1 pseudogene is annotated in these 311 nt (G+C 69.1%); it reads right to left on the bottom strand.

Features of this window, described 5'->3' with window-relative positions:
* A pseudogene (gene holA, locus EN852_RS38355) lies at positions 1–311 on the bottom strand (DNA polymerase III subunit delta); the annotation flags it as partial.

Below are 311 nucleotides of genomic sequence, written 5' to 3'. Positions count from 1 at the left end.
GCCGCATCGCCGAGGACAGCACCAGGAAAGGCGGGCCGCCACCCTGGCAATGGCGGGTGAAGGCGGTGTCGAAGTCGCCGACCTTGCCTTCGAGCAGCGCGTCGACGGCGTCGTCGAACGAGGCGCCGGACACGTCGCCGGACATGGCTCGCACCTCTTCCAGCCCGATTTCTTTCTGGCCGTGGGCGTAGAGGGCGAGCTTTTCGATCTCGCCGCGCGAGGCCAGCCGGTCGCCGCCGAGATTGCGGCGCAGCGCTTGCCTCGCCTCCAGCGTCATCGACATGCCGGCCTTGCGCAGCTCGTCGTCGATG

The sequence above is a fragment of the Mesorhizobium sp. M2E.F.Ca.ET.209.01.1.1 genome, from assembly GCF_004010375.2.
Taxonomy (GTDB): Bacteria; Pseudomonadota; Alphaproteobacteria; order Rhizobiales; family Rhizobiaceae; genus Mesorhizobium.
The sequence above is the reverse complement of the archived record's forward strand: the minus strand, read 5'-3'. Positions and strand labels throughout refer to the sequence as shown.